This window comes from Pseudomonas sp. S44, from assembly GCF_016624805.1.
GTDB lineage: Bacteria > Pseudomonadota > Gammaproteobacteria > Pseudomonadales > Pseudomonadaceae > Aquipseudomonas > Aquipseudomonas machongensis.
The window spans coordinates 158,143-177,202 of the sequence record NZ_JACVTY010000005.1 but is presented as its reverse complement, the minus strand read 5'-3'; the positions used below and the strand labels follow the sequence as shown (position 1 = coordinate 177,202).

Annotated in this window: 16 protein-coding genes and 1 pseudogene; 12 read left to right on the top strand and 5 right to left on the bottom strand. The window is 63.1% G+C overall.

Annotation, left to right across the window (positions count from 1 at the left end):
• The first annotated feature begins 2 nt into the window (after positions 1-2).
• Entirely contained in the window at positions 3-773 is a 771-nt protein-coding gene (gene etfB, locus IAE40_RS06855; RefSeq protein WP_054892141.1) for an electron transfer flavoprotein subunit beta, read from the top strand.
• 775 nt (positions 774-1,548) lie between these two features.
• On the opposite strand, the gene gbcA is transcribed toward etfB, so the two are convergent.
• Complete coding sequence (gbcA, locus tag IAE40_RS06850) at positions 1,549-2,841, bottom strand: glycine-betaine demethylase subunit GbcA (protein ID WP_054892142.1); 1,293 nt, start codon at positions 2,839-2,841, stop codon at positions 1,549-1,551.
• A gap of 296 nt (positions 2,842-3,137) precedes the next feature.
• Between gbcA and gbcB the strand changes: the two genes are divergently transcribed.
• Complete coding sequence (gene gbcB, locus IAE40_RS06845) at positions 3,138-4,238, top strand: glycine-betaine demethylase subunit GbcB (protein ID WP_054892143.1); 1,101 nt, start codon at positions 3,138-3,140, stop codon at positions 4,236-4,238.
• Between the two features lie 162 nt (positions 4,239-4,400).
• Here gbcB and IAE40_RS26030 read toward each other — a convergent pair whose 3' ends face one another.
• Positions 4,401-5,264, bottom strand: a complete 864-nt coding sequence (locus IAE40_RS26030) for a methyl-accepting chemotaxis protein (protein ID WP_442797383.1) — start codon at positions 5,262-5,264, stop codon at positions 4,401-4,403.
• Positions 5,256-6,020, bottom strand: a pseudogene (locus tag IAE40_RS26025) (MCP four helix bundle domain-containing protein); the annotation flags it as partial. The gene IAE40_RS26030 and the pseudogene IAE40_RS26025, both read right to left, overlap by 9 nt.
• 269 nt (positions 6,021-6,289) lie before the next feature.
• Between IAE40_RS26025 and IAE40_RS06835 the strand changes: the two are divergent.
• Together IAE40_RS06835 and IAE40_RS06830 are read left to right on the top strand one after the other, a co-directional pair.
• Positions 6,290-6,520 carry a hypothetical protein gene (locus IAE40_RS06835; protein WP_054892145.1) on the top strand — a complete coding sequence of 77 codons (231 nt, stop codon included), beginning with the start codon at positions 6,290-6,292 and terminating at the stop codon, positions 6,518-6,520.
• Complete coding sequence (locus IAE40_RS06830; protein WP_054892146.1) at positions 6,517-6,819, top strand: cell division protein ZapA; 303 nt, start codon at positions 6,517-6,519, stop codon at positions 6,817-6,819. Before IAE40_RS06835 ends, IAE40_RS06830 begins: the two co-directional genes overlap by 4 nt.
• Before the next feature lie 98 nt (positions 6,820-6,917).
• Here IAE40_RS06830 and IAE40_RS06825 read toward each other — a convergent pair whose 3' ends face one another.
• A complete protein-coding gene (locus tag IAE40_RS06825; protein ID WP_153772438.1) occupies positions 6,918-7,958 on the bottom strand; it encodes a threonine aldolase family protein in 1,041 nt (346 codons plus the stop codon).
• 270 nt (positions 7,959-8,228) lie between these two features.
• On the opposite strand from IAE40_RS06825, the gene IAE40_RS06820 reads away from it, so the two are divergent.
• The 8 genes from IAE40_RS06820 to IAE40_RS06785 all read left to right on the top strand — a co-directional run bounded on the left by IAE40_RS06820 (position 8,229) and on the right by IAE40_RS06785 (position 17,969).
• Positions 8,229-9,482 (top strand): serine hydroxymethyltransferase, encoded by a 1,254-nt coding sequence (locus IAE40_RS06820; RefSeq protein WP_054892148.1) that lies wholly within the window; start codon positions 8,229-8,231, stop codon positions 9,480-9,482.
• Between the two features lie 15 nt (positions 9,483-9,497).
• Positions 9,498-10,748 (top strand): sarcosine oxidase subunit beta family protein, encoded by a 1,251-nt coding sequence (locus IAE40_RS06815; RefSeq protein WP_054892149.1) that lies wholly within the window; start codon positions 9,498-9,500, stop codon positions 10,746-10,748.
• A gap of 16 nt (positions 10,749-10,764) precedes the next feature.
• Positions 10,765-11,100 carry a sarcosine oxidase subunit delta gene (locus IAE40_RS06810; RefSeq protein WP_054892150.1) on the top strand — a complete coding sequence of 112 codons (336 nt, stop codon included), beginning with the start codon at positions 10,765-10,767 and terminating at the stop codon, positions 11,098-11,100.
• Positions 11,097-14,114, top strand: a complete 3,018-nt coding sequence (locus IAE40_RS06805) for a sarcosine oxidase subunit alpha (RefSeq protein WP_200602899.1) — start codon at positions 11,097-11,099, stop codon at positions 14,112-14,114. The genes IAE40_RS06810 and IAE40_RS06805 overlap by 4 nt, the downstream gene beginning before the upstream one ends.
• Before the next feature lie 150 nt (positions 14,115-14,264).
• Positions 14,265-14,897, top strand: a complete 633-nt coding sequence (locus IAE40_RS06800) for a sarcosine oxidase subunit gamma (protein WP_200602898.1) — start codon at positions 14,265-14,267, stop codon at positions 14,895-14,897.
• A 12-nt stretch (positions 14,898-14,909) separates the two neighbouring features.
• On the top strand, positions 14,910-15,767 hold the full coding sequence (gene purU / locus IAE40_RS06795) for a formyltetrahydrofolate deformylase (protein ID WP_197889773.1): 858 nt from the start codon (positions 14,910-14,912) through the stop codon (positions 15,765-15,767).
• 266 nt (positions 15,768-16,033) lie between these two features.
• Positions 16,034-17,233, top strand: a complete 1,200-nt coding sequence (gene fdhA, locus IAE40_RS06790; protein WP_054892154.1) for a formaldehyde dehydrogenase, glutathione-independent — start codon at positions 16,034-16,036, stop codon at positions 17,231-17,233.
• Positions 17,234-17,405: 172 nt separating this feature from the next.
• Positions 17,406-17,969 (top strand): DUF2780 domain-containing protein, encoded by a 564-nt coding sequence (locus IAE40_RS06785; RefSeq protein WP_197889774.1) that lies wholly within the window; start codon positions 17,406-17,408, stop codon positions 17,967-17,969.
• Between the two features lie 30 nt (positions 17,970-17,999).
• On the opposite strand, the gene IAE40_RS06780 is transcribed toward IAE40_RS06785, so the two are convergent.
• A complete protein-coding gene (locus tag IAE40_RS06780; RefSeq protein ID WP_200602897.1) occupies positions 18,000-18,887 on the bottom strand; it encodes an acyltransferase in 888 nt (295 codons plus the stop codon).
• Positions 18,888-19,060: the final 173 nt, after the last annotated feature.

Sequence of the window (19,060 nt, the reverse complement as noted above, 5' to 3'; positions counted from 1 at the left end):
GCATGAGTACGAAAGTCATCAGCCTGGTTTCCATCGGTGCCCACCCCAGCTCTGGCCGCGCCCGCCGCGCCGAGCAGGATGCACGCGCTGTCGAATTGGGCTTGCAACTGGCTGGGGATAACTTGCAGGTGGTGCATGCCGGCGACCCGCGCGAAGAGGCCCTGCGCGCCTATCTGGGTATGGGCCTGGAGCATCTGGATGTCCTCGAGCAGCCTGCGGGGGCCGATGTGCTGGGGGTACTGGGGGATTACCTGCGCGATGCCGGTGCCCAGTTGGTGCTCACCGGCAGCCAGGCCGAGACGGGTGAAGGCTCGGGCATGTTGCCATTTCTGCTGGCCGAGCGGCTGGGCTGGCCGTTGGTGGTGGGCCTGGCCGAGGTGGAGTCGATCGAGAATGGCACCGCCCAGGTCCTGCAAGCCTTGCCGCGCGGTCAACGACGCCGGTTGAAGGTGCGCCTGCCGTTGCTGGCGACTGTGGATAACGCGGCGCCCAAGCCGCGCCAGAGCGCCTTTGGCCCTGCACGGCGGGGTGTGCTGGCAGCGCGTAACGTGGCGGTGGTGGAGGATCAGTTGCTCGAAGGCGACGCCTTGCAGCCTGCCCGCCCGCGGCCCAAGCGGCTCAAGGTGATCAAGGCCAAGAGCGGTGCCGACCGGATGAAGGCGGCCACGGCCAAGGCCAGCGGTGGCGGCGGCAAGGTGCTCAAGGATGTTTCTCCACAGGAGGGCGCCGAGGCGATCCTCAAGTTGTTGGTGGAGGAAGGCGTGTTGCGCTGACTGGTTGGGGCTTGTAGGAGCGGGCTTGCCCGCGAAAAGAACACTGCACTGCCTGGCACGGGCTACGCCCGTTCGCGGGACAAGTCGCAGCGGCGAACCGCCGCTCCCACAGGGATTGGGCTGGTCTTTAGACTTTGAACAAGACATTGCCCCTAGAGGTACCGCACCCGCCGAACGTCCGGTCTTCACCAAGACGAGAGTTGCCCACCAAATCTGTTCGCGACCCTGTGAATAAAGTGTTCGCGCTTCTCTACAGCCCTTTGATATCAATGCCTGTAGATGGTTGATCAAAAAACATACAGCGCGCTTCGTGAATCGCCCGTGGCAATCACGGGTCATTCCCATGATGTTTCCCACAATCACTGTTGGCGGCTCTGTGGATAATATGTTGGGCAACCGCTAGATGCCCTGATTTCATTGGCCTGCAAGGTAATGATCAATAATTGATCAAAACCTCGATGATCGCTCTCAAGATCATGATTGATAAGGCTCCTAAGCCATTATCCACAGCACTTTTCCAACAGATCCGCATGTGCCCACAAAATCTGTTGGCGTATCTGTGGACAAGGTGTTCGATATTGCCTGCAGGCCTTTGAATCTAAGGCTTGTAAAGATTTGATCAATTAATGATCAATCGGCTTTCTGCAGGTGCTCGAGACCTGTCCACAACACATCTGAACAAATCTGTGGATAACATGTTCAGTTCCTCTGGATTGCAATGTAAAACGCCACGGCCGATCACTCGGCCGTGGCGTTTATCACCCTCCGTGAAGGCTTACTGAACCTTGACTTCCTTCAGGTATGGCGCGGGCTCTGCACCCAGGTTGGCCAGGACGCGGTTGCTGTACCAGTCGATGAAGTTGACCACACCGAACTCGTAGGTCTTGGAGTACGGGCCCGGCTGGTAGGCGGTGGAGTTGATCCCGCGCTGGTTCTCTTCGGCCAGGCGGCGATCCTGGTCGTTGGTGGCATCCCACACCTTGCGCATCTGCTCGGGATCGTAATCGACGCCCTCGACGGCATCCTTGTGCACCAGCCACTTGGTGGTGACCATGGTTTCCTGGGCGCTGATCGGCCACACCGTGAAGACGATCATGTGGTCGCCCATGCAGTGGTTCCAGGAGTGCGGCAGGTGCAGGATGCGCATCGAACCCAGGTCGGGGTTCTTGATGCGGCCCATGAGCTTCTTGCACGCCTGCTTGCCGTCCATGGTCATCGATACCGTGCCCTTGAGCAGCGGCATGCGCACGATGCGGTTACGCAGGCCATGGCTCTTGTGCAGATATGGGATCTTCTCGGCTTCCCACGCAGCGGCGGAGGCGGCGACGTGGTCCTTGAACGCCTGGTCGGCGCGCGGGTCGTTGGTGTCGTCCCACTCCAGCAGGGTCTTGAGCAATTCCGGGTGCGAACCGTTGCAGTGGTAGCACTCGCGGTTGTTTTCCAGGACCAGCTTCCAGTTGGCCTTTTCCATCAAGGTGGTCTGCACGGCCACCTTGGCGTTCTCCATGTCGTACGGTTCCATGTAGTGGTCGAGCGTGGCGAGGAACTCGTCGATGGCCGGCGGATTTTCCGCCAGGCTGATGAAGATGTAGCCGCCAGCGGTCTTCACGTTGATCGGCTTGAGGCCGTACTGGTTCATGTCGAAGTCGGCGCCCATCTCGGTGCCGGCGAACAGCAGGCGGCCGTCGAGCTCGTAGGTCCACTGGTGGTATGGGCAGACCAGCTTGGCCACCTTGCCCTTGTCGCTGACGCACAGGCGCGAACCGCGGTGGCGGCAGACGTTGTGGAAGGCGTGGACCTTGCCTTCGGTGCCGCGAATCACGATCACCGGGTTCTTGCCGATCTGCAGGGTCAGGTAGTTGCCTTTCGCCGGAATCTCGCAGGTCATTCCCGCGATCAGCCACTCCTTGTGGAAGATCTCCTGCATGTCGATCTGGAACAGGCGCTCGTCGCAGTAGAACGGCTGCGGCAGCGAGTAGGTCCGCTCGCGGGTCTGCAGCATCTCGGCGGTGGCCTTGCGTGCAGGTTCCAGTGGATCGCCCAGGCTCAGGGTTGCGGTGACGTCCATCGTTATATCCTCAAGGCCGTTGTCGGCCGGCGAAAGGTGGCTAATCGTTGTTGTGGTTGGCGCAAGGCTGTCAGCGAAAGAACAGCGGTTCTATTTGCCGAGGAGTGTGCGTTCGCGCCGTTCGCGAACCATATCCATGGGCGACATGGCCGAATCGAATTCCGACGCGCCAGCCCTTGTACCTCGGGGCTGGTCGCGATAAGCACGCCGATGTCGCGGATGGGAATGTGCGACGTCTCGGCGTTGCGCATTATCGCAGCCATAAGAAGGCCGATAGTCGGCTGCTGGAGAAGAACATGTCCGAAACCTTCCTCAATCCGGTCACCACCCAGACCTGGGCCAACGGCCGCCACATCGTGCGCTGCGTCAAGGTCATCCAGGAGACCTGGGACGTGCGCACCTTCTGCTTCATGGCCGACCAGCCAATCATGTTCTTCTTCAAGCCGGGCCAGTTCGTGACGCTGGAGCTGGAGATCGAAGGCAAGCCGGTGATGCGTTCCTACACCATCTCCAGCTCGCCTTCAGTCCCCTACAGCTTCTCGATCACGGTCAAGCGCGTGCCTGGCGGGCTGGTGTCGAACTTCCTCCACGACACCATGCACGAGGGCGCAGAGCTTCCCGTACACGGCCCGGTCGGTTTGTTCAACGCCATCGACTTCCCGGCCGCGAAGGCGCTGTACCTTTCCGGCGGCGTCGGCATCACCCCGGTGATGTCCATGGCGCGCTGGTTCTACGACACCAACGCCAACGTCGACATGGTGTTCGTGCACAGCGCCCGCTCACCCAAGGACATCATCTATCACCGCGAGCTGGAACACATGGCCTCGCGCATTCCCAACTTCAGCCTGCACATCATTTGCGAGAAGCACGGCCTGGGCGAGCCCTGGGCGGGCTATCGCGGTTACCTGAACCAACGGCTGATGGAGCTTATCGCGCCGGACTATCTCGAGCGGGTGATCTTCTGCTGTGGCCCGACGCCCTACATGAACGCGGTCAAGCGCATGCTCGAAGCGGTCGGCTTCGACATGAAGAACTACCACGAGGAATCGTTCGGTGCGACGCCGGCCGAGGCCAAGGCCGATGCGGTCGAGCACGCCGAAGCGGCCGCCGAGGCGCCGGAAGTGGATGTGGCCGACCTCAACCTGGTGGAGTTCGTCGGCAGCGAGAAGAGCATCCGCATCGCCCCGGGCGAGACGGTGCACGCGGCGGCGGCGAAGGTCGGGCTGATGATCCCCAAGGCTTGCGGCATGGGCATCTGCGGCACCTGCAAGGTGCTCAAGCTCGGCGGTGAGGTGGAGATGGACCACAACGGCGGGATCACCGAGGAAGACGAAGCCGAAGGGTACATCCTGTCATGCTGCAGCGTGCCCAAGGGTGATGTGAGGATCGAGTATTGATCCGTTGCACCGTACCTGTCGGTGCGGCGAACCGCTGCTGCCTGGCACGGGCTACGCCCGTGTTCGCGGGACAAGTCGGGGCGCCGAACCGCCGCTCCCACAGGGGATTGGGCTGGCCTTCAGGTTTTGAACAAGACAGTTGCTGCTGCAGGATTTGCGTGTTCAGGTCCTGAACCGCGCCACCAACCCGTTCAGATCCACCGCCAGACGTGACAGCTCGGCGCTGGCCATGCTGGTCTGATGTGCGCCGGTCGCGCTCTGCACCGACAGGTCATTGATGTTCACCAGGTTGCGGTCCACCTCGCGGGCCACCTGGGCCTGCTCCTCGGCGGCGCTGGCGATCACCAGGTTGCGCTCGTTGATCTGCGCCACGGCGCTGGTGATGGTGTCCAATGCAAGGCCAGCGCCGCGAGCGATGTTCAGGGTCGATTCGGCTCGATCGGTACTGGTGCGCATCGATTCCACCGCATGCTCGGTGCCGCCCTGGATGCTGCCGATCATCCGCTCGATCTCGCTGGTCGACTGCTGGGTGCGGTGGGCCAATGCCCGCACCTCGTCGGCTACCACCGCGAAGCCCCGTCCAGCTTCACCGGCACGTGCCGCTTCGATGGCGGCGTTGAGTGCCAGCAGGTTGGTCTGGTCGGCCAGGCCGCGGATCACGTCCAGCACCTTGCCGATATCGCGGGACTGCCCGGCCAGGTCCTCGATCAGCCTGGCGGTGGTCTGCACGTCGCTGCTCATGCGCTCGATGGCGCCGACCGTCTCGATCACCAGGTCGCGGCCATCGCCAGCGGAGCGGCTGGCTTCACCCGAGGCCTCCGAGGTGCTGACGGCATTGCGTGCGACCTCTTCGACAGCGCTGGTCATCTCGGTAACCGCAGTCGCTGCCTGCTGGATCTCGTTGTTCTGCTGGGCAAGGCCGCGCGCGCTTTCGTCGGTGACGCTGTTGAGCTCCTCGGCGGCCGAGGCGAGCTGGGTGGCAGAGCCTGCGATCAGTTGCAGGGTGTCGCGCAGCTTGGTCTGCATCTTGGCCATGGCCTGCAGCAGACGAGCGGCTTCGTCGGTGCCGTCGGTGGTGACGTGTTGGGTGAGGTCGCCTTCGGCGATCTGCTCGGCGGCGCGCAGGGCGTCGTCGATCGGACGCACGATACTGCGAGTCAGGATCAGGGCGAACAGCAGTGTGAGCACCGTGGCAGCGACCAGCAGGCCGATCACCAGCATGAAGGCACTGTCGTACTGGCGTGCGGCTTCCTCGTTGGTCTTGCGCGTCTGCGCGGTGTTGATCTGCAGCAGGTGTTCCATGGCCTTGTTGATCTGGTCCGAGTTGGCCAGCAGGTCGCGGTTGAGCATCTCGCGCATAGGGTCGAGCTGGCCGGCCTGGCTCAGGCTGCGCATGCGCGCTTCGAGCTGGCGGTACTGTGTCAGCAACTGGCCGAACTGGTCGAATGCGGCCTGTTCCTCAGGCTCGGCGATCAGTGGCGCGTAGGCGCTGCGGGCCTTGTCGATCTGGGCGTTGCGTTCGTCCATCAGGCGAATGGTATCGGCCTGGGATTCCCGGTTGACCAGCAGGCGATAGGACAGGGTGCGCAGACGCAGGTTGAGCGCGGTCATTTCGTCCAGCAGCTTGATACTCGGGACATTGACCTGCTCGATGATGATGCCCGCCTGCCGGATGTTGCCCATCTGGATGAGTGAAAAAATACCCAGGCTAAGCATCAGCACACCGATCAGGGAAAAGCCGAGCAGGGCGCGTGGGGCGATATTCAGATTGCGTAGGGACATGACGTCGAGATCCGGAGGGAAGGCTCGCGTCCATGCGAAGGAATTTGACCTACCTGCCTATCGGTCGGGACGCACGAGTCTTTAGGCAACGGGGGGCTAAACGAGGATTTACACTCGCTCTTCCTGACAGGCGGTTGACCCAGGCCGGAACAAGGTGCCCGCAAGCCTGTCAATCTGCCGGAACACACCCTTCCTTACCTGATTTTTAATGGCGGGGGCGCGAGCTTTTCTTTATCGTGTGCGCCCTTTGCAACAACCGAGATAGACGCATGTTGGAAGCATCCCTGAATCAACTGGAGCAACTGGTCGGCGACCTGATGCACAAGAACGCGCAACTGACCGAGCAGAACCAGAAGCTCGACCAGGAACTGGCCCAGGCCAAGGAAGAGAACGAGACCCTGCAGCTGTCGCTGATGGAGCAGGAAGAGAAGCACGGCGCTACCGCCGCACGTATCCAGGCGCTGGTCGAGCGTGCCAGTGCAGGTGTCGTAGGCGCATGAGACTGCAAGCGCAGCCGATCAATGTGGTGAACATTCTCGGCACCGACTACTCGCTGAAGGCGCCCGAGGGCCAGGAAGAGACGCTCTCGCAGGCCGTGCGCATGCTCAACGTCGCTCTGGCCGAGACCAAGCGCAACTACCCCACATTGATCGGCGACAAGTTGCTGGTGCTGGCAGCTTTGAACCTGTGCTCCAAGCAGATCGAACTGCAGCGCGAGCACGCGCAGACGCTGGAGCGCACCCAGGCGAAGGTGGATGCTGCGGTGGACGCTATCGCCCGGACCATTGGCGAGGCCTGAACCAGGCTCTAGGCAGGACGACTGTCCTGCTGATGATCTTGAGCTGACGCGTTCTGCGTGGGAGCGGAAAAGCCCGCTCCCGCCGCGAGCCCTCTTGCTCAGCCGCCGATGATCGCGCGGATATCCGCCGCCAGCTCTCGCACGCGTGCTTCCTGGGTATCCCATGAGCACATGAAGCGTGCGCCGCCGCTGCCAATGAAGGTATAGAAGCGCCAGCCCTTGTTACGCAGGGCCTCGATGGCGAACTCCGGCAGTTGCAGGAACACCCCGTTGGCTTCCACCGGGAACATCAGTTCGACACCCGGCAGATCACGGACCAGCGAAGCCAGTAATTGCGCGCAATGGTTGGCATGTTGTGCGTGACGCAACCAGGCGCCGTCTTCCAGCAGCCCGACCCAGGGCGCCGACAAAAAGCGCATCTTCGAGGCCAGTTGCCCGGCCTGCTTGCAGCGATAGTCGAAGTCTTCGGCCAGTTCGCGGTTGAAGAACAGGATCGCCTCGCCCACCGCCATGCCGTTCTTGGTGCCCCCGAAGCACAGTACATCGACGCCCGCCTTCCAGGTCAGCTCCGCCGGCGAACAGCCGAGGAACGCACAGGCGTTGGAGAAGCGTGCGCCGTCCATGTGCAGGTTCAGGCCCAGTTCCTTGCAGGTGGCGCTGATCGCCTTGAGCTCGTCGGGGCGATACACGCTGCCGACTTCGGTGGCCTGGGTGATGGTGACCACGCGCGGCTTCGGATAGTGGATGTCCTGGCGTTTGAGCGCGACCTCGCGGATCGAGTCCGGGGTCAGCTTGCCGTTGACGCTGCGTGCGGTCAGCAGCTTGGAGCCGTTGGAAAAGAACTCAGGCGCGCCGCATTCGTCGGTTTCGACGTGGGCGGTCTCGGAGCAGATCACGCTGTGGTAGCTCTGGCACAGCGAGGCCAGGGCCAGGGAGTTGGCGGCGGTGCCGTTGAAGGCGAAGAACACCTCGCAGTCGGTCTCGAACAGCTTGCGGAAGTATTCCGAGGCGCGTTCGGTCCACTGATCGTCGCCGTAGGCGCGCTCATGGCCCTGGTTGGCCTTTTCCATCGCCGCCCAGGCTTCGGGGCAGATGCCGGAATAGTTGTCGCTGGCGAATTGTTGGTTGTTATCGGTCATGACGCCTGTCCTTTTTACGACGCAAGGCAGCACTCTAAACCATCGATTCAGCAGTTGCCTATACAGGCCGGTGTGGGGTGTCAGTACCGGCCTCTTCGCGGGCGAGCCCGCTCCTACAGTGGGCAACACGGTACCTGCACCACAATGTCGTAAACGCGCCATTGCAAGGCGCGCGCAGGCATCTGTGCCCTCCGGCCCAGTCATACCATCGCTGCAAAGGGTGAGAAGACCCTCATCAGACAAGAAGCGATCGCTGCCGGGAGAAACACGATGTTCAGCAAGCAAGACCAGATCCAGGGTTACGACGATGCACTGCTGGCGGCGATGAATGCCGAGGAACAGCGCCAGGAAGATCACATCGAGCTGATCGCCTCGGAGAACTACACCAGCAAGCGCGTGATGCAGGCCCAGGGCAGCGGCCTGACCAACAAGTACGCCGAAGGCTATCCGGGCAAGCGCTACTACGGTGGTTGCGAGCACGTCGACAAGGTCGAGGCACTGGCCATCGAGCGCGCCAAGCAGCTGTTCGGCGCTGATTACGCCAACGTCCAGCCGCACTCCGGCTCCTCGGCCAACAGTGCGGTCTACCTCGCCCTGCTGCAGGCCGGTGACACCATTCTGGGCATGAGCCTGGCCCACGGCGGCCACCTCACCCACGGCGCCAAGGTGTCGTCCTCGGGTAAGCTTTACAACGCCGTTCAATACGGAATCGACACCAATACCGGCCTGATCGACTACGACGAAGTCGAGCGCCTCGCCGTCGAGCACAAGCCGAAGATGATCGTCGCAGGTTTCTCGGCCTACTCGAAAACCCTCGATTTCCCACGCTTCCGCCAGATCGCCGATAAAGTCGGTGCGCTGCTGTTCGTCGACATGGCCCACGTTGCCGGCCTGGTCGCTGCGGGCCTGTACCCGAATCCGATTCCTTTCGCCGACGTGGTCACCACCACCACCCACAAGACCCTGCGCGGCCCGCGTGGCGGCCTGATCCTGGCCAAGTCCAACGAAGAGATCGAGAAGAAGCTCAACGCCGCGGTGTTCCCCGGCGCCCAGGGCGGCCCGCTGATGCACGTGATCGCCGCCAAGGCGGTGTGCTTCAAGGAGGCGCTGGAGCCCGAGTTCAAGAGCTACCAGAAGCAGGTCATCGAGAATGCCCAGGCCATGGCCCAGGTGTTCATCGAGCGTGGCTACGACGTGGTCTCCGGCGGCACCGACAATCACCTGTTCCTGGTCAGCCTGATTCGCCAGGGCCTGACCGGCAAGGATGCCGACGCCGCCCTCGGCCGCGCTCACATCACCGTCAACAAGAACGCCGTGCCCAACGATCCGCAGTCGCCGTTCGTCACCTCGGGCCTGCGCATCGGTACCCCGGCCGTCACCACCCGCGGCTTCAAGGTTGCCCAGTGCGTGGCGCTGGCTGGCTGGATCTGCGATGTGCTGGACAACCTGGGCGACGCCGACGTCGAAGCCGATGTCGCCAAGAACGTCGCCGCCCTGTGCGCCGACTTCCCGGTCTACCGCTGAGTGGAGTAGAACACCATGCAACGCTATTCGGGCTTCGGCCTCCTCAAGCACTCCCTCAGCCACCACGAGAACTGGCAGCGCATGTGGCGCACGCCAACTCCCAAGAAGGTCTACGACGTGGTCATCGTTGGCGGCGGTGGTCATGGCCTGGCCACGGCCTACTACCTGGCCAAGGAACATGGCATTACCAACGTCGCGGTGGTCGAGAAGGGTTACCTGGGTGGTGGCAACACCGCGCGCAACACCACCATCGTGCGTTCCAACTACCTGTGGGATGAGTCCGCGCACCTCTACGAGCATGCCATGAAGCTCTGGGAGGGCCTGTCGCAGGACATCAACTACAACGTGATGTTCTCCCAGCGCGGCGTCTACAACCTGTGCCATACCCTGCAGGACATCCGTGATTCCGAGCGCCGGGTCAACGCCAACCGCCTCAATGGGGTCGATGGCGAGCTGATCCTCACCGACCAGGTCGCAGCCGAGATCCCGTACCTGGACTGCTCGAAGAACACCCGTTACCCCATTCTGGGCGCCACCGTGCAGCGTCGCGGCGGCGTAGCCCGTCACGATGCGGTCGCCTGGGGTTTCGCCCGGGCTGCCGATGCCCTGGGTGTGGACCTGATACAGCAGACCGAAGTCATTGGTTTCCGCAAGGAGAACGGTGCAGTGATCGGCGTGGAAACCAACAAGGGTTTCATCGGTGCCAAGCGCGTCGGCGTGGTCACCGCCGGTAACTCCGGGCACATGGCCAAGCTGGCTGGCTTCCGCCTGCCGCTGGAGTCGCACCCCTTGCAGGCACTGGTATCGGAGCCGATCAAGCCGATCATCGACTCGGTGATCATGTCCAACGCCGTGCACGGCTACATCAGCCAGTCCGACAAAGGCGACCTGGTGATCGGTGCCGGCATCGACGGCTGGGTCGGTTATGGCCAGCGTGGCTCGTACCCGATCATCGAACATACCCTGCAGGCGATCGTCGAGATGTTCCCGATCCTGTCGCGCGTGCGCATGAACCGTCAGTGGGGCGGCATCGTCGACACCACCCCGGATGCCTGCCCGATCATCTCCAAGACTCCGGTCAAGAACATGTTCTTCAACTGCGGTTGGGGCACGGGCGGCTTCAAGGCCACGCCAGGTTCGGGCAACGTCTTTGCGGCGAGCCTGGCCAAGGGCGAGATGCACCCGCTGGCCGCGCCTTTCTCCATCGACCGTTTCTACAACGGCGCGCTGATCGACGAACACGGCGCTGCTGCCGTCGCCCACTGACCCGGAGACAATCGTCATGTTGCAAATCTTCTGTCCCCACTGCGGCGAGCTGCGCTCCGAAGAAGAATTCCACGCTTCAGGCCAGGCGCACATCGCCCGCCCTCTGGACCCGAACGCCTGCTCCGACGAAGAGTGGGGTACCTACATGTTCTTCCGCGACAACCCGCGCGGTATCCACCATGAGCTGTGGGACCACGTCGCAGGTTGCCGCCAGTACTTCAACGTGACCCGCGACACGGTGACCTACGAGATTCTCGAAACCTACAAGATCGGTGAGAAACCTCAGGTGACCGCCGCATCCAGACAAAGCGCCGCACCGGCGACCGCCAAGGGCCAGGGAGAAAAAGTATGAGCCAGGTCTATCGCCTCGCCAGCGGCGGTCGCATCGACCGCAGCAAGGTTCTGAACTTTACCTTCAACGGCAAGACCTACCAGGGTTATGCCGGCGATACCCTGGCCGCCGCGCTGTTGGCCAACGGTGTCGAGATCGTCGGGCGCAGCTTCAAGTATTCGCGCCCACGCGGGATCATCGCCGCCGGTACCGAAGAGCCGAACGCCATCCTGCAGATCGGCTCCAGCGAAGCCACCCAGATCCCCAACGTGCGTGCCACCCAGCAGGCGCTGTATTCGGGCCTGGTGGCCAGCAGTACCAACGGCTGGCCGAACGTCAACAACGACGTCATGGGCATCATTGGCAAGGTCGGCGGCAACATGATGCCGCCGGGGTTCTACTACAAGACCTTCATGTATCCCAAGTCGTTCTGGATGACCTACGAGAAGTACATCCGCAAGGCGGCGGGCCTGGGCCGTGCACCGCTGCAGAACGACCCGGACAGCTACGACTACATGAACCAGCACTGCGACGTGCTGATCGTCGGCGCGGGCCCGGCAGGCCTGGCCGCCGCACTGGCGGCTGGCCGTAGCGGTGCGCGGGTGATCCTGGCCGACGAACAGGAAGAGTTCGGCGGCAGCCTGCTCGACAGCCGCGAGACCCTCGATGGCAAGCCGGCCGCCGACTGGGTGGCTGCGACCCTTGCCGAGCTGCAGGGGCTGGCGGAAGTCACCCTGCTGCCGCGCAGCACGGTCAACGGTTATCACGACCATAACTTCCTGACCATCCACGAGCGCCTCACCGATCACCTCGGCGATCGCGCGCCGATCGGCCAGGTACGCCAGCGCGTGCACCGTGTGCGGGCCAAGCGTGTGGTGCTGGCCACCGGCGCCCACGAGCGTCCGCTGGTGTACGGCAACAACGACCTGCCGGGCAACATGCTGGCCGGAGCGGTTTCCACCTATGTGCGCCGTTATGGCGTGGCGCCGGGCCGCAAGCTGGTGCTGTCGACCAACAACGATCACGCCTACCGCACCGCCCTGGACTGGCACGATGCCGGCCTGCAGGTGATCGCCATCGCCGATGCGCGCCACAATCCTCGCGGTTCGTTGGTCGAGGAGGCGCGTGCCAAGGGCATCCGCATCCTCACCTCCAGTGCAGTGATCGAAGCCCGTGGCGGCAAGCACGTCACCGGTGCCCGTGTGGCGGCCATCGATGTGCCTGCGCACAAGGTCACCAGCCCTGGCGAATGGCTCGAATGCGACCTGGTGGCCACCTCCGGGGGCTACAGCCCGGTGGTGCACCTGGCTTCGCACCTGGGCGGACGCCCGGTCTGGCGTGACGATATCCTCGGCTTCGTGCCGGGCGACGCGCCGCAGAAGCGCGTGTGCGTCGGTGGCGTGAACGGCGTCTATGCGCTGGGCGACACCCTCGCCGATGGCTTCGAAGGGGGTGCTCGCGCCGCCACCGAGGCCGGCTTCAAGGCCAGCGTCGGCAACCTGCCCAAGGCCCTGCAACGCAAGGAAGAGGCCACTGTGGCGCTGTTCCAGGTGCCGCACGACAAGGGCACTGCGCGCGCGCCGAAACAGTTCGTCGACCAGCAGAACGACGTCACTGCGGCCGCCATCGAGCTGGCCACCCGCGAAGGCTTCGAGTCGGTCGAGCACGTCAAGCGCTACACCGCGCTGGGCTTCGGTACCGACCAGGGCAAGCTGGGCAACATCAACGGCCTGGCCATCGCCGCCCGCTCGCTGGGTATCACCATTCCGGAAATGGGTACCACCATGTTCCGCCCCAACTACACGCCGGTCACGTTCGGCGCGGTGGCGGGCCGTCATTGTGGCCACCTGTTCGAGCCGGTGCGCTTCACCGCGCTGCACGCCTGGCACGTGAAGAACAACGCCGAGTTCGAGGATGTCGGCCAGTGGAAGCGCCCGTGGTACTTCCCCAAGCCTGGCGAAGACATTCACGCCGCCGTGGCACGTGAGTGCAAGGCAGTGCGTGACAGCGTGGGCCTGCTCGATGCCTCCACGCTCGGCAAGATCGATATCCAGGGCCCGGATGCGCGCGAGTTCCTCAACCGCGTTTATACCAACGCCTGGACCAAGCTCGATGTGGGCAAGGCCCGCTACGGCCTGATGTGCAAGGAAGACGGGATGGTCTTCGACGACGGCGTGACCGCCTGCGTCGGCGACAACCACTTCATCATGACCACCACCACTGGCGGTGCCGCCCGTGTGCTGCAGTGGCTGGAGCTGTATCACCAGACCGAATGGCCGGAGCTGAAGGTGTATTTCACCTCGGTCACCGACCACTGGGCGACCATGACCCTGTCCGGCCCCAACAGCCGCAAGCTGCTGGAGCAGATCAGCGACATCGACCTGGACAAGGACGCCTTCCCGTTCATGAGCTGGAAGGAAGGCAACGTCGGTGGTGTACCGGCGCGGGTGTTCCGTATCTCGTTCACCGGCGAGCTGTCGTACGAGGTCAACGTCCAGGCCAACTACGCCATGGGCGTGCTGGAAAAGATCATCGAGGCGGGCAAGCAGTACAACCTCACGCCGTATGGCACCGAGACCATGCACGTGCTGCGCGCCGAGAAGGGTTTCATCATCGTCGGCCAGGACACCGACGGCTCGATGACTCCGGACGACCTCAACATGAGCTGGTGCGTGGGCCGCAACAAGCCGTACTCGTGGATTGGCCTGCGCGGCATGAACCGCGAGGACACCACCCGCGAGAACCGCAAGCAACTGGTTGGCCTCAAGCCTGTCGACCCGAACGTGTGGCTGCCTGAAGGCGCCCAGCTGGTATTCGATCCCAAGCAGCCAATCCCGATGGACATGGTCGGTCACGTCACCTCCAGCTACAAGGCCAACTCCCTGGGCTATTCGTTTGCCATGGGCGTGGTCAAGGGTGGCCTCAAGCGCCTCGGCGAGCGGGTCTATTCGCCACAGGCCGATGGCAGCGTGATCGAGGCAGAGATCGTGTCTTCGGTGTTCTTCGATCCGAAGGGTGAGCGGCAGAACGTTTGAGGCCCAGCCAGTACTCCTGGTTGGAATGAGGTCCCTGTGGGAGCGGGCTCGCCCGCGAATGCGATGGTGCATTCACCGCACTCTTCGCGGGCAAGCCCGCTCCCACAGGGTCTCGGGTCGCGTCGCACAAGAATTCAAGGCAGGTAAGAAATGAGCGCTATCAACGTCTTCCAGCAGAACCCCGGCAGTGATGCCAAGGCCCAATCGCCGCTGCACCATGCAGACCTGACCAGCCTGGTCGGAAAGGGCCGCAACAACGCAGGCGTGACCCTGCGCGAGAAGAAATTCCTCGGTCACCTGACCCTTCGTGGCGACGGCCATGACCCGCAGTTCGCCGGTGCCGTGCACAAGGCCCTGGGCCTGGAGCTGCCGGTGGCGCTGACGGTGGTCGCCAACAGTGAAATGTCGTTGCAGTGGGTGGGCCCCGACGAATGGCTGCTGATCGTCCCGGGCGGCCAGGAGTTCAGCGTCGAGCAGAAGCTGCGCGATGCCCTCGAAGGCCAGCACGTCCAGGTGGTCAATGTCAGTGGCGGGCAGACCCTGCTCGAGCTGCGCGGCCCGAACGTGCGCGACGTGCTGATGAAATCCACCAGCTATGATGTACACCCGAACAACTTCCCGGTCGGCAAGGCCGTGGGTACCGTGTTCGCCAAGTCGCAACTGGTGATCCGTCGCACTGCCGAAGACACCTGGGAGCTGGTGACCCGCCGCAGCTTCTCCGACTACTGGTGGCTGTGGCTGCAGGACGCATCGGCCGAGTACGGCCTGGCCATCGAGGCATAAGGAGCGCAGATCATGAGTCGGGCACCGGACACCTGGATTCTCACCGCCGACTGCCCGAGCATGCTCGGCACGGTCGATGTGGTCACGCGTCATCTCTTCGAGCAGCGCTGCTACGTCACCGAGCATCACTCCTTCGATGACCGACTGTCGGGGCGCTTCTTCATCCGTGTCGAATTCCGCGCACCCGAGGGTTTCGATGAAGATGCCTTCCGTGCCGGATTCGCCGAGCGCAGCGAAGCGTTTGGCATGGCCTTCGAGCTGACTGCACCCAATCACCGCCCCAAGGTGGTGATCATGGTGTCCAAGGCCGACCATTGCCTGAACGACCTGCTGTATCGCCAGCGCATCGGCCAACTGGGCATGGAGGTGGTCGCAGTGATCTCCAACCACCCCGACCTGGAGCCGCTGGCGCACTGGCACAAGATCCCCTACTACCACTTCGCGCTCGATCCGAACGACAAGCCGGGCCAGGAGCGCAAGGTGCTCAAGGTGATCGAGGAAACCGGCGCGGAACTGGTGATTCTCGCCCGCTACATGCAGGTGCTGTCGCCAGAGCTGTGTCGGCGCCTGGATGGCTGGGCGATCAACATCCATCACTCGCTGCTGCCGGGGTTCAAGGGCGCCAAGCCCTATCACCAGGCGTACAACAAGGGTGTGAAGATGGTCGGTGCGACCGCGCACTACATCAACAATGACCTCGACGAAGGGCCGATCATCGCCCAGGGCGTCGAGGTGGTCGATCACAGCCACTATCCTGAAGATCTGATCGCCAAGGGGCGCGATATCGAATGCCTGACCCTGGCGCGGGCGGTGGGGTATCACATCGAGCGGCGGGTGTTCCTCAATGCCAACCGGACTGTGGTTCTCTGACGCCTGCCCTGGCCTCTTCGCGGGCAAGCCCGCTCCTACGGGGGATCGCGTGTCTGAGAACGGCACTGTGCCTGTAGGAGCGGGCTTGCCCGCGAATGGCATCACCGCTTTCGACCTGCCGTAAACAGACAACCCCCTGTCGCATCCAGTCACTGCGACATCCCCCATCAAGCCCACAATTCCCCTCATTCCAGTAACACAGGCCGCCCAAGGATGGCGGCGCTTCAACCACCGCTGCATAAATACAAATCAAGCGAGGTAAGAGCATGTCTGGTAATCGTGGAGTGGTGTATCTCGGCGCAGGCAAGGTCGAGGTGCAGAAGATCGACTACCCCAAGATGCAGGATCCGCGCGGCAAGAAGATCGAGCACGGCGTGATCCTCAAGGTGGTTTCCACCAATATCTGCGGCTCCGACCAGCACATGGTCCGTGGCCGCACCACCGCTCAGGTCGGCCTGGTGCTCGGCCATGAAATCACCGGTGAAATCGTCGAGTTGGGCCGTGATGTCGAGCGCCTGAAGATCGGCGACCTGGTGTCGGTGCCGTTCAACGTTGCTTGCGGGCGCTGCCGTTCCTGCAAGGAGATGCATACCGGCGTCTGCCTGACCGTCAACCCGGCCCGTGCCGGCGGTGCCTACGGCTATGTCGACATGGGTGACTGGACCGGCGGCCAGGCTGAATACGTGCTGGTACCGTACGCCGACTTCAACCTGCTGAAATTGCCCGACCGCGACAAGGCCATGGAGAAGATCCGTGACCTGACCTGCCTGTCCGACATCCTGCCCACCGGCTACCACGGCGCTGTCACCGCGGGCGTCGGCCCGGGCAGCACCGTCTACGTGGCTGGCGCCGGCCCGGTCGGCCTGGCCGCTGCCGCTTCGGCACGCCTGCTGGGCGCCGCGTGCGTGATCGTGGGTGACCTCAATCCGCTGCGCCTGGCCCACGCCAAGTCCCAGGGCTTCGAGGTGGTCGATCTGTCCAAGGACACGCCGCTGCACGAGCAGATCATCGACATCCTCGGCGAGCCTGAAGTGGACTGCGCCGTCGATGCAGTAGGCTTCGAAGCCCGCGGCCACGGCCATGAAGGCGCCAAGCACGAGGCTCCGGCGACCGTGCTCAACTCGCTGATGCAGGTCACCCGTGTGGCCGGCAAGATCGGTATTCCGGGCCTGTACGTGACCGAAGATCCGGGTGCGGTGGACGCGGCGGCGAAGATCGGTGCGCTGAGCATCCGCTTCGGCCTGGGCTGGGCCAAGTCGCACAGCTTCCACACCGGCCAGACCCCGACCATGAAGTACAACCGCCAGCTGATGCAGGCGATCATGTGGGATCGGATCAATATTGCCGAAGTGGTCGGTGTTCAGGTGATCAGCCTGGACCAGGCGCCGGAAGGGTACGGCGAGTTCGATGCGGGCGTGCCGAAGAAATTCGTGATCGATCCGCACAGGACCTTCAGCGCTGCCTGAGGCCTTTGGCGTCGCTTTGCGGGCCAATCGCGGGACGAGCCCGCTCCCACAGGTGGGGTGACTGCCTGTGGGGGCGGGTTCGTCCCTTACCGACATCCGGCCCGGAACAAAGCTCCAGCCCCCCAGTCCAACGCCTCGTTTCCCAGGCCATCCCGGCCTACGAGGTCCTCCGATGAAAGCATTCACCCTGGCAACCCTGATGACCCTGGCCGCAAGCCCGGTGTTCGCCTTCAACCTCAACGATGCCGCCAACGCCGTCTCGGCCATGCAGACCCCGAAAGGCCAGGTCCAGGCGCCGGCCGCCCAGGCCAATCTGCTCAATACCTTGGGCAGCGAACTGAAGATCACCCCCGAACAGGCTGTCGGCGGCGCTGGCGCCATGCTGGGCCTTGCGCGCAACAACCTGAGCAATGACGACTATGGCCAGTTGACCAAGGCGGTGCCCGGTCTTGACCTGTTGTCCGGTGCCAACGCCTTGGGCGGGCTCAACGGGCTGGGCGAGTTGCTGGGGCAGAACAGCCAGCACTCGTCGGCGCTGAGCAATGCTCTGGGCAATGTCGAGAATCGCAACGACCTGGATAACGCCTTCAAGGCGCTGGGCATGGATACCGGCATGATTGGCCAGTTCGCGCCGTTGATCCTGCAATATCTGGGGCAACAGGGCATTGCCGGCTCGTTGCTGCAGAACCTGGGCAGCCTGTGGGGCAGCCCGGCGACAGCGGTGCCATCGGTCTGACGCTGCTGCGGGTTTCGCGCAACGCCAGGCTCAGCGCAACTCTGCGCGCAGTTGCTCGATGCGTTGATCCTTGTCTTCCCACAGCTGGTTGACCCAGGCCTGCACGGTCTGGCGAAACGCCGGATCGCTCTCGTAGTCGCCTTCGCATAATGCCGGGTCCAGCTCGCGCACGCGGATGTCGATGATGACCCGGCTGATGCTGCCGTTGAGCAGGTCCCAGAACCCTGGGGCCTTGTTGCCGGGGTAGACGATGGTCACATCGAGCAGGGCGTCGAGTTGCTCGCCCAGTGCGGCGAGCACGAAGGCGACGCCGCCGGCCTTGGGCTTGAGCAGGTGGCGGTACGGCGATTGCTGCTGTTCGCGTTTGGCTTCGGTGAAGCGCGTGCCTTCGAGGTAGTTGACCACCGTCACCGGCTGGCGCTTGAACAGCTCGCAGGCGGCCTTGGTGATTTCCAGGTCCTTGCCCTTGAGCTCGGGGTGCTTGTCGAGGAAGGCCTTGCTGTAGCGCTTCATGAAGGGGTAGTCCAGCGCCCACCAGGCCAGGCCCAGCAGCGGTACCCAGATCAGCTCCTTCTTGAGGAAGAACTTGAAGAACGGCACACGGCGGTTGAGGCTTTCGATCAGTGCGGGAATGTCGACCCAGCTCTGATGGTTGCTGACGCACAGGTAGGAGGTGTTCGCGTTCAGCGTCTCGATGCCGCGGATGTCCCATTGCGTGGGGATGCACAGGGCGAAGATGGCCTTGTCGATTTCCGACCAGGTCTCGGCGATCCACATCACCGCCCAGGAGGCATAGTCGCGACCACGGCCGGGCAGCACCAGCTTGAGCAGGGCGAAGACCATCAGCGGGCAGATCAACACGAGGGTGTTGAGCAGCAGCAGGACAGTTGTAAGGATGCCGGTCAGCAGGCGACGCATAAGGAGACTCTTGTTGTATGAAAGTGTTGTGTGAGATTTGCGGTTGGCAATGATAAGCAGGGTAACGTCCTACGCCAAACGTCCAGTGCCCAATGGAAGGTACAAATGTTTCACATTATGTTGGATAGGCTGTGACAACGAACCTATCCTCCCCGCGTAGTCTAAGCACTGTC